Annotated in this window: 10 protein-coding genes; 4 read left to right on the top strand and 6 right to left on the bottom strand. The window is 61.3% G+C overall.

The annotated features are described in order from the left end of the window. Positions 1-115: 115 nt before the first annotated feature. Positions 116-1,375, bottom strand: a complete 1,260-nt coding sequence (locus tag L21_RS05685; RefSeq protein WP_083608817.1) for a quaternary amine ABC transporter ATP-binding protein — start codon at positions 1,373-1,375, stop codon at positions 116-118. 431 nt (positions 1,376-1,806) lie between these two features. On the opposite strand from L21_RS05685, the gene L21_RS05695 reads away from it, so the two are divergent. Continuing rightward, positions 1,807-2,994 carry an argininosuccinate synthase gene (locus tag L21_RS05695; RefSeq protein WP_074369535.1) on the top strand — a complete coding sequence of 396 codons (1,188 nt, stop codon included), beginning with the start codon at positions 1,807-1,809 and terminating at the stop codon, positions 2,992-2,994. A gap of 8 nt (positions 2,995-3,002) precedes the next feature. Here L21_RS05695 and L21_RS05700 read toward each other — a convergent pair whose 3' ends face one another. After that, positions 3,003-3,407 (bottom strand): pyridoxamine 5'-phosphate oxidase family protein, encoded by a 405-nt coding sequence (locus tag L21_RS05700; RefSeq protein ID WP_074369536.1) that lies wholly within the window; start codon positions 3,405-3,407, stop codon positions 3,003-3,005. Positions 3,408-3,817: 410 nt separating this feature from the next. On the opposite strand from L21_RS05700, the gene L21_RS05705 reads away from it, so the two are divergent. Next, positions 3,818-5,314 carry a methanogenesis marker 14 protein gene (locus L21_RS05705; protein WP_074369537.1) on the top strand — a complete coding sequence of 499 codons (1,497 nt, stop codon included), beginning with the start codon at positions 3,818-3,820 and terminating at the stop codon, positions 5,312-5,314. Between the two features lie 13 nt (positions 5,315-5,327). After that, complete coding sequence (locus tag L21_RS05710; protein ID WP_074369538.1) at positions 5,328-5,561, top strand: hypothetical protein; 234 nt, start codon at positions 5,328-5,330, stop codon at positions 5,559-5,561. A gap of 1,053 nt (positions 5,562-6,614) precedes the next feature. Here L21_RS05710 and argF read toward each other — a convergent pair. The 4 genes from argF to L21_RS05730 are packed head-to-tail and all read right to left on the bottom strand — an operon-like array spanning position 6,615 to position 9,866. Beyond that, on the bottom strand, positions 6,615-7,544 hold the full coding sequence (gene argF, locus L21_RS05715) for an ornithine carbamoyltransferase (RefSeq protein ID WP_074369539.1): 930 nt from the start codon (positions 7,542-7,544) through the stop codon (positions 6,615-6,617). Next, positions 7,541-8,833, bottom strand: a complete 1,293-nt coding sequence (gene purD, locus L21_RS05720) for a phosphoribosylamine--glycine ligase (RefSeq protein WP_074369540.1) — start codon at positions 8,831-8,833, stop codon at positions 7,541-7,543. The genes argF and purD overlap by 4 nt, the downstream gene beginning before the upstream one ends. A gap of 26 nt (positions 8,834-8,859) precedes the next feature. Next, positions 8,860-9,372: an orotate phosphoribosyltransferase gene (gene pyrE / locus L21_RS05725; protein WP_074369541.1), complete on the bottom strand. Its 513-nt coding sequence runs from the start codon at positions 9,370-9,372 to the stop codon at positions 8,860-8,862. After that, positions 9,366-9,866 (bottom strand): CDP-2,3-bis-(O-geranylgeranyl)-sn-glycerol synthase, encoded by a 501-nt coding sequence (locus L21_RS05730; protein ID WP_256712455.1) that lies wholly within the window; start codon positions 9,864-9,866, stop codon positions 9,366-9,368. Before L21_RS05730 ends, pyrE begins: the two co-directional genes overlap by 7 nt. Positions 9,867-10,007: 141 nt before the next feature. Here L21_RS05730 and L21_RS05735 point away from each other — a divergent pair. After that, positions 10,008-10,595 (top strand): radical SAM protein (locus L21_RS05735; protein WP_143727218.1); only part of this gene is annotated, 588 nt, incomplete at its 3' end.

A 10,595-nucleotide genomic window follows, 5' to 3' on the forward strand; every position in this document is an offset into this window, starting at 1 on the left:
ATCCTGCAGCCCGCCGATGAGGAACCCGAGCCCTTCGCTGATGCCGTCGAGCAGCCAGCCGAAGTACTGCTCGATCCAGCGAACGACCGCCTCGATGGCGTCCCCCACGGGGAGTTTAGGCAGTTGCATTGATATCCTCCCCCTTTCGTGCCAGGGCGGCGAGTATGGCGCCGCGTGATATGACGCCCCTGAGCCTGCCGGTATCGTCCACCACCGCCACAGGGTAGGGGCTCTTGACGATCATCGAGATGATGTCGGAGAGCGATGCAGCGGGAGCCACGACGGGAATGTCGGTGATAAGGATGTCGGCGATCTGCCCGCCCTTCTTGACCGCCAGGGCGGCGTCGTCGAGCGTCACCCGCCCACGGAGCAGGCGCTGGCGCGTGACCACGAATATCCCCGGGATGTCGTGCTCTTCCATGAGGTGCAGGGCAACCCTCGGCCCCGCGGTGCACTGGGCGACCGGCTCGGGGCGGCGCATCACGTCGCTTGCCGAGAGAACCCTCGTGAGGTCGACGTCGGCGACGAACTTCTCGACGTAGGCGTTCTCGGGGTTCGTCAGGATCTCCTCCGGCGTGCCGATCTGCACGATAGCGCCGTCCTTCATCAGGGCGATCCGGTCGCCGAGTTTCAGGGCCTCGTCGAGGTCGTGGGTGACGAAGATGATCGTCTTGGCCAGCCGTTGCTGGAGATCCAGCAGTTCGTCCTGCATGTCCCTGCGGATCAGGGGATCGAGGGCACTGAACGCCTCGTCCATCAGGAGGACGTCGGGGTCGCTCGTGAGTGCCCGGGCAAGCCCGACCCGCTGCTTCATGCCGCCGGAGAACTCGCCGGGCATGCTTCCCCCGTAGCCTCCGAGCCCCACCATCTGGAGGACCTCTTCGGCTTTTTTGTGCCGTTCTTCCACCGGAACGCCCTGGATCTCGAGGCCGAAAGCAACGTTGTCGAGGATCGTCCGGTGGGGAAGAAGAGCGAAACTCTGGAAGATCATCCCGAGTTTGCGCCGCCGGGTCGTCCGGAGTTCGTCCAGGCCCATGCCGACGATGTCCTCGCCGTCGATCAGTATCTCGCCGTCGGTTGGTTCGATGAGCCGGTTGATGCAGCGCAGGAGCGTCGATTTTCCGCTCCCGGAGAGCCCCATCAGCACGAATGTCTCACCCGGCATGACATCGAACGAGACGTTGGTGAGGGCCAGCGTCGAACCGGTCTCCTCGTAGATCTCCTGTTTCGAGCGGCCTCTCCTGTGGAGTTCCAGTGCCGTTTCCGGGTTCTGCCCGAATACCTTGGTCAGGTTCCTGACGCTGATTATTGGTTGTGGTGATGTTGTATCCTCAATGGGTCTCTTCTCAAAAATGACGGAACCCTCCAGCTTCACGATTTCTCTGTTATCTGCCTTATAATTTCGGGTTTCGTGAAATGAGCAGAAATCCGCCCAATTTTTATTTTTCCGCCACTTTGCGGTGGTTTTGAGGGTGGGCCGCAGTCGTGCCGGTAATCTCGCATTTTATCCGGATTTTGCCGATAATTCCTTCTATAACGCTCGCTCTTTCGGATCCCGGCATCCCGATCTCCGGCTCCCCGGTGACCCGGCCGCGCAGATGGGCATCGGGGGTGTGTGATCGCCTCGAGAGCGTCCCCCAGACCTCTGCACCCGATCCGGTTGCACCTGGAAAATCGAGGAAATGGATGGGATTTATGCCGGTGCGTCCGTCCATACCATTTCTTTTATTGGGTGAAAGGTCATATCAATGTAGATTACTTCAATCTGCCGTTAGGCAGGGAACCAGGAACGCGGAGATCTATACCATGGAAAAGGGAAAAGTCGTCCTAGCATTTTCAGGAGGTCTCGACACCTCCATCTGTATCCCCCTCCTGCGCGAGCACTACGGGTTTGACGAGATCATCACCGTTGCCGTCGACGTAGGCCAGCCCGAGGAGGAGATCGCCCGGGCAACCGAGAAGGGTCGGATGCTTGCAGACAACCACTACACCATCGATGCGAAGGAGAAGTTTGTGGCGGACTGCATCTTCCCCTCGATCAAGGCGAACGGGTCATATGAAGGTTACCCGATGGGCACGGCGCTTGCCCGCCCGCTGATCGCCGAGGAGATCGTGAAGATTGCAGAGCAGGAAGGCGCTTCAAGGATCGCACACGGGTGCACCGGCAAAGGAAACGATCAGCTCCGGTTCGACTTCATCTTCAGGTCCGCCGGCTACGATATCGTTGCGCCGATGCGGGAGATGAACCTGACCCGCGAGTGGGAGATCTGCTACGCACAGGATCACAATATCCCGGTGACGGTGGCGAAGGACAAGCCCTACAGCATCGACGAGAACTGCTGGAGCCGGAGCATCGAGGGCGGCAAACTCGAGGATCCTGCCTTCCACCCGCCCGAGGATATCTATGCCTGGACGGTCTCGCCGAAGGAAGCTCCCGACGAGATGGAAGAGATCGGTATCGAGTTCGAGCAGGGGGTTCCGGTCGCTCTCAACGGGAAGAAACTGTCCGGTCTTGCCCTGATCCGCGAGTTGAACAGGATCGCCGGAAAGAATGGTGTCGGCCGCAACGATATGGTCGAAGACCGGATCCTCGGCCTGAAGGCCCGTGAGATCTACGAGCACCCGGCCGCGACCGTCCTCCTCGCCGCGCACAGCGATCTCGAACGCCTCGTCCTGACCCGTTCGGAGCTTGCGTTCAAGCGTATCGTCGACGACAGGTGGTCGGAGCTCGCCTACATGGGGCTCGTGCACGAACCGCTCTTCTACGCGCTCAACGCATTCATCGACAAGACACAGGAGCGGGCGAACGGGACGGTGGACGTCGGCCTCTACAAGAGCAGCGTGAGGGTACTCGGCCGGAGCTCGGACGAAGCGCTCTACTCAGACGACCTTGTCTCCTTCGATTCGAAGACGATCGACCAGAACCACGCCGTCGGGTTCTCGAATTACTTCGGTCTGCAGGCACGCCTGCTTAAAAACCTCAAGAAGTGTTGAAGGGGTGCTTAGAGCACCTTCTTCCCGGCTTCTTTTCCCGGCGTGCACTCGAAGACGTCGGTGATCTTGATGACGATGAGCGATTTCGCCGGGTACTTGTGGCTCTTTGTCCTCACCTGGTCGCGGAACTTCTCGTAATCGGGGCCGGACGTCTTGATCTCTGTTGCGCCCTTCACCTGGAAGCAGCGCTTGGTCTCCTGGTCGTAGAAGTAGAGCGCTGTGATAGGGTTCTCTTTGAGGTTTTCAAGCGTCTTTACCATGTAATTGTCCATGATCCAGACGGTGTCGTCGCCGACGAGCTGGATCGATGCCATCGGCGCCACGTTCGGAACACCGTCCTTCGACGCGGTGGCCATCGGCATCACTTTTGTCTTTGTAAATATCTCCTTAATCTCGCCTGAAAGCGCAACCATACGGTTCACCTCTTTTCCGGGCGAAACGGGTGCGACGGAGCGCCGCAGCCTGCCCGCTAATGTGGTTATCCGTGTTATCGATATATAAGCGCTCTGCCGGAACCGGAGATGCCGGCCGTTCGGCGATACTCCGTGGCGGCGGCAGGACGCGCTCCCGCCGGTGCGGGTACCTGAAGCCGGGCGGCTTCTCACGCCCTCTTCCTGCACGGCAACGACCGTGCCTCTCCGACCTCATGGCTTCGAGCCGGGGCGTCAACCATCGCCCGAATCACCGGATCCTGTGGGAGAACCCGAAGTGAGGTCCCCGAAACCGGAAGCAGAGTTTTCCCGGGAATTTCCTCCCTATCCGGGCCCCGGAGCCGTATGGAATCATGGAAAGGTATAAAATGGGAGACGGGGAAACGACTACTATGTGTGCCCGCTTTTTGGAGCGCTTTTTCAAACCTACACCGCATATCGTCGAAAGCCCGCCTCCGCCGGCGATCTCCCACGGAGCGGGTGCGTGTGTTCCCGAGTACCGGGTGAAGCCCTATTTCATCGTGGCGTCTGTTGAGATGGGCAACACCACGACCAAGTGCATCCTGACCGGCACGAATCTTGAGACGGGCAGGTCGTACGTCATCAACAAGACCGTGACCATGAGCCGCGACGTCCGGCCCCCGAAACCCGGCGAGACGGTCTTCGGGGCGACCCTGGACGGTACGAAACTGACGCGGGAGTCGGTTACGGAACTGGTGCGCGACACCCTGATCCAGTGCCACAAGGAGGCTCACCTGAGCATCAAGGACGACCTGGACTTCGTCGTCCGGAGCACCGGCGTCGTGGCGGCGATGGACTCCCCCGATCAGGTCGGGGACTTCATCATTGCTCTTGCAAACGGCTGCCTCGAGGCCGGCGTCCCCCCGCGGAAGATGACCCCGCCGATGTCGATCGACAACCTCCCGCCGAAACTCCGGCAGTTCTCGTTTGCCGACAAGGTGGTCTTCGTCGGTGCGGTGGCCGGCGTCGTGCCGCCGGTCGGGTGTACCGGCGTCGAGATGGTGGCAAACGAGATGGAAGGCGAACTCGCGATGGCGGGGATCAAGGAGGGCGCCAAGTGGACGGCGGTCGACTTCCGAAACCCCTGCATATCCATCGACTTCGGGACGACGCTCGACGGCCGGATCACGAGCGATGTCGCACGCGATGACCCGAACCCGTTCGCCCAGACGACCGGGAACTTCTGCGGGCTCGCGGGCGCCATACCGGATGCGATCGTCCGGGGCACCGGGCTCGTCAAAGACCGAACGGGGACCGCCCTCGACCTCTTCGGCGACCATAGCATCAAGGGCGCGTTCGGGGGCAGGAAGCGTTCCGTCGTCGACAGTTACGTCGACCGCTGCCACGAGCACATCGATATCCGTATCGTCCCGCCCGACCGGACGAGGTTCGGGCGGGTTCCGGTCTGCGCCGACGTGGCCGACAGGTCGGGAGTCGCCCTCATCGGGTGCGACTGCGGCGTCAACGGGAGCGCGACACCGGCTCTTGAGGAGATCGGGCGCGAGATCCACGAGAAACACGGCATGGGCGTACTGACCGAGGTCGTCGACCGGGTCTGCGCGAGGATGGCGCTCCGGCTCATCGACATCGCCGTCGAGAGAGGGATGGTTCCGCCGAACTCGTCGATCGGGTTCACCGGGCGGGCGGCGATCTCCGGGAGGAAGCCCGAGTACATCATCGAGGGCGTCGCCGAACGGAACCTCTACGACGTCCCGAACGACCACCTGGTCTTCGTGGACGACGGTCTTGCCCGGGGAGCGGCACTGATGGGCAGGTGCATGAACTCGCTCGGGAAACCGAAGGCACCGCTCGGCGGCGTGCGGGGAGGGCCATGTATTATGTCTCGCCGGATCAAAATAGGAAAGTAGGACCTGGTGAACCATGGCTGAAGAAGAACTCTACGATATGCTCGTTCCCCCCGGTGTGCCGCGGAAGATGATCTACGACGTTGCCGAGAAGTTCGACGTCGAGGTGGTGCGCCGGCAGCAGAGACTGTCGTTCGCGAACATGGATGGAGACGCACGGGAACTGATTGCGTTCCGCGGCAAACGAGAGGTCGTCGAAGAGGTGCAGGAATACCTTTTCGCACGGCTCAAAGAGTTCGTGGCGGAATAACTACCTTTTTTGGCCCTGTTGAAATGCTTTCCACAACCTCTGGATAACACTCGGTTACCGGTATAGGTCGATGATGTGGTCTCACGCGAAGAACGACGCTCCTGCGGGGCGGAGTTGGAGCACCGTAGGTGAGAGGCGCGAAGAACGCGAAGTCTGGATGGGTATTGACAGTCTCCTTCGCGACTTCGCGGCTTCGCGTGAGTCGGGGAAGTATGGATAATCCGGAGATGATTCGTACTCCGGGAGAGGATTTCAACAAAGGCCATTTTTTTTGTTTGTGCGCCAGGGATTTCCGGGGCGAGGTATGAGTGCTGCTCGGGAAGACCGGGCGGTGGTTGGAGGAGTGTTTGTCATACCGGGACTCTTCGGGGCGTTCCGGGGCCTTCCTGGTGGCAAAATCTCGTCCAGGGATTTTTAAGGGCTTTACTCGTACTAGAGCGTTGCCTATTCCCCCATACGCAGCTCTCCAGGGAACTGCGCACCTAACGGTGCTCACACTCCTGCTCGAAGCCTAACTATTTCTCAAACTCCGGACATTGTCCGTCGCACCGTTCCCGCAGTCGCGCTCAGGAACGCTGCACCTTCGGCCAGTCACACTCACATCTCGTTCTTGGGAGACCGCTTACCCCTATGCACGGATTTCGTGGGGATATCGCCACAGGGGGAGGGGCCGACGGGGAGGGGGGTGCAGCCCCCCTCCCCTGTCTCTACCTGGTTCGAGGACACCGCTAACCCCCACCCCACCCCGCCCGGCCTCCGGCCTCCTCCCCCGCCCCGAGGGGCGGGGGCAGTGCGTGGCGATATCCCCACGGTCCAGTGTCCCGGGATTTCTCACGGTTAGGGCCGTATATTCGAGTTTGAGGCGTTATCTGGTTTCGAGCCACAACGATGCGTCAGAAATGGAACTAGATTACTACAAGGTGCGAGTTGCACAACTCCCTAAAAATCCTTGGACGGGCTCCCACCGTCAGGGGACCCTATGGTCCCCCGGCCGGAACGAGCCCATAACCGTTCTCACCCGTCGAACCCGGGTGGAACGGTTGCAGAGATGTTTCAATCAACCGACGTCGTTCCGCCCGCGAGCAGCCGCACCAGCAGCGCCTTCTGCGCGTGGAGCCGGTTCTCGGCCTGGTCCCAGACGATGCTCTGCGGCCCTTCCATCACCTCGTCGGTGATCTCCTCGCCCCGGTGGGCGGGGAGGCAGTGCATCACGAGAGCGTCGGGGGATGCCTGTGCAAGGAGGCGGGAGTCTATCGTGTAGCCCTTGAGCGCCTGCAGCCGCTCGGCACGCTCCTGTTCGTCGCCCATGGAGACCCAGATATCGGTGTAGAGGACGTCCGCGTCCCTGACCGCTTCATATGGGTCTTTGACGACGGTGACCTTTCCTCCCATCGCCCGTGCCTGGTCGACGATCTCGTCCTTCGGCCGGTAGCGCGGGGGGCTCGCAACCGCAACCTCCATCCCGGTCAGGACGGAGGAGAGGATCCACGAGTTGCAGACGTTGTTGCCGTCCCCGACCCACGCGAGTTTCAGGCCGTGGAGGTCACCGAACCGTTCGCTCAAGGTCATGATGTCGGCCAGAACCTGGCAGGGGTGCAGGCGGTCGGAAAGGCCGTTGACGACCGGAACATTCGCGTAGCGGGCGAACTCCTCGATGGTGGCGTGACTGTAGGCGCGGATCATCACCGCATCGACGTAGCGGGCAAGCACCCGTGCCGTGTCCCGGACCTCCTCGCCCCGTCCGAGCTGCATATCCTGGGGATTCAGGAAGAGCGCGTGGCCGCCGAGATCGGACATCCCCACCTCGAACGAGACCCGGGTCCGGGTGGACGCCTTCTCGAAGATCATCCCGAGGCTCTTCCCCCTCAGGTATTCATGCGCGGTTCCTGCAGACTTCAGCCGCTTCAGGCGCACCGCGTCGGCGACGATGCTTTCGAGTTCGCATTCGTCGAGATCGAGGAGCGTGAGAAAATCCTTCTTCATGCAATCTCCCTCATGTGACGGCACCGCTTTTCGAGGATCTCAGGTGTGCCGATGTCCCTGCGGTGAAAGACGCTTCCCGATACGGAAGATGCCGCCTTCTCGGCTATCGCTTCGGCCTCCGCGAGCGTCTCGCCCTTCCCGACGAACGCGAGCGCCCGCGACGTCAGGGTATGGAGCGTCCCGTTCCGCTCCTCGACGCTTGCGTAATACAGCAGGGCGTCGCCGTAGTCGCCGAGGGTGAGCGGTTCGTGAGCCCTCGGCGCCTCCGGGTAGCCCTCGGGGACAAGGTACTTGCAGACCGTCGCCTTCTTCGCGAACCGGACGTGCGACGGCGCAAGGTCGCCCTCGATGATGTGGCCGACGATCGCGGCGAAGTCCGACTCCAGGAGCGAGAGAACGTTCATGGCCTCGGGGTCGCCGAAGCGGGCGTTGAACTCGATGACCTTCGGGCCGTCGCGGGTGTTCATGAACTGACCGTAGAGAACCCCCCGATAGGGCGTCCCCTCGGCTCGCATGGCCGCGACCGTCTCTTCCATGATCCGGAGGGCCTTCTCGTAGTCCTCGCGGGAGACGAAGGGGAGCATGTGATCCCCCAGGGAGTACGAGCCCATGCCGCCGGTGTTCGGCCCCACATCCCCTTCGTAGGCACGCTTATGATCCTGCACGAGCGGCATGGGCACCAGGTGCTCGCCGTCGACGAACGCCTGGAGGGTGAACTCCTCCCCGATAAGCCGCTCTTCCAGGACGACGTCCCCTCCGATCTCCCGGGCGTACTCGACCGCTCCTGCCACATCGACGTGCTCGCCCATGATCCGTACGCCCTTCCCGCCGGTGAGCCCGATCGGTTTGATCGCGAGATCGCCGTCGTAGGATTCGATGAACCGCCGCGCCTCCTCCGGGTCATGGCAGACCCGGTACTCCGGGCACCCCGCGATCCTGTGCCGCTCCATCAGCCGGCGGCAGAACGCCTTGTCCGTCTCTATCCGGGCCGCGGCACGCGTCGGCCCGAGAGACGGTATCCCCGCCTCAAGGAGGCGGTCGACGATGCCTGCCTCAAGGGGGGCCTCCGGCCCGATGACCGCAGCATCGACTCCGCAACTGGTGGCGAATGGTATTATTCTCTCGATATTGGTCTCTTTTTCGAGGAGCACCCGCTCCGCGACCCGGGCAATTCCCGGATTCTTGCGTGCCATGACAGAAAAGATCTTCGTGTCACTGTTGCAGGAAAGCGCCCTGGTGATCGCATGCTCCCTGCCACCACCGCCTACAACGAGTACTTTCATATCCATCATATATGCCCGCTCTTCAAAAATGTTTATCCGTCCAGCAGTTCGCTGACCCGCACAAGTGCAAGAAGAGACGCGCCTTTTTCTGCAAGCGCCTCGCGAGCGCCCGCCTCCCGGTCGACGACGGTCACTACCCGGTCGACGTGCGCGCCCGCGGCACGAAGGGCATCAAGACCGTAGAGGGCGCTTCCCCCGGATGTGGTTACATCCTCGACCAGTAGCACGCTCTTCCCGGCAACATTGCCGATGATCGTCCCGGCTTTGCCGTGAGCCTTCTCCTCTTTCCTGACGATCGCGTATGGCCGGCCGCTCGCGAGCGAGACGGCGACGGCGATCGGTACGGCGCCGACCGCCACTCCGGCGACCATCTCGAACTCCCAGCCTTCGGCAATGGCTGCTCCGATCTCTCTGAGGATGGCAGGGTTCGTTGTCGCAGCTTTTATGTCGATGTAGTAAGAACTCCGGGCTCCCGAGGCGAGGACAAACTCCCCGAACTCGATGGCCCCGCACTCAAGCAACAGTGTCGCGATTGGGTTCACCATGGTACCTCTTTAACTCCTATGTAATAACCGATAATGTTCACCACCCGGTGCAGGAGGGGTGTCATGACGATGATCCAGACTGCGATGGGCAGGGTGATGTTCCAGGACAACCACTGGGGGTCGAAGATGAGGAGCAGCAGAAACGAACCGACGACCAGGTCGTACTGGTCGGCCAGGAACCAGGATTCTCCCCGTTCCTTACCCAACCTCCGCTTCAGGAAACTCTTGGCGAGATCGCCGAGAAGCGCGCCGGTTGCGAGGAGCGTGACGGAGAGGAACGTCTGCCGGGGAAGAACACCCAGACTGAACGTGGTAGCCGCCCAGATCTCGATGAGACCTACCAGCACCCCCGAGAGGACACCCCCGAAGAACCCCCGGTACGTCTTTCCGTCGCCGAAGATCCTTCTTCCGTCGGAGAACGCCCGCCCGAGATCGATGGGTCTCCCGCCGCCGAAGAGTGCGGCCGCTGAGTTCGGCACGTATGCCGGAAGCATGATCCAGAGTGCCGCAAGCCCGGAGACGATCCAGTAGCCGATGTCTGAATTGATAACTGTCAATATTCAGTACAATCAGTAAATATAAAGATTAAAGTGTCGAAATATGAGATGGAATGAATAGGTGGGCACGGTGAGAGAATGCTGATGAAAAAGACGAAGAGCCTCTGCCCAACATGCGGTCGCGTGCTCGATGCCGATATCGTTGAGGAAGAGGGGAAGGTCTGGCTGGTCCGCACCTGCCCGGAGCATGGTGTTTACCGGGGCCTTTACTGGTCCGATGCGGAGATGTACCGGAGATTTGAAGATTTCGAACGCATCGGAGATGGAGTCTCGAACCCACAGAAGACCGGTTCCCCGGCAGGATGCCCGAACGACTGCGGTGTCTGCGAGAACCACCGGTCGACGACGCTGCTCGCAAATATCGACCTGACGAACCGTTGCAACCTCAACTGCGACTTCTGCTTTGCAAACGCCCGGGCATGCGGCTATGTCTACGAACCGACCTTCGACCAGATCGTCGGGATGCTGCGGATGCTGCGCGAGGAAAAGCCTGTTCCCGCTCCTGCCGTCCAGTTCTCGGGCGGAGAGCCGACGATGCGCGACGATCTGCCTGAACTCATCCGGAAGGCCAAAGAACTCGGGATGTCCCAGGTGCAGGTCGCGACGAACGGTATCCGGCTCGCGCAGGACCCCGACTACGTGAAACAGCTCAAGGAGGCAGGGCTC

Source organism: Methanoculleus chikugoensis, from assembly GCF_900095385.1.
Taxonomy (GTDB): domain Archaea; phylum Halobacteriota; class Methanomicrobia; order Methanomicrobiales; family Methanoculleaceae; genus Methanoculleus; species Methanoculleus chikugoensis_A.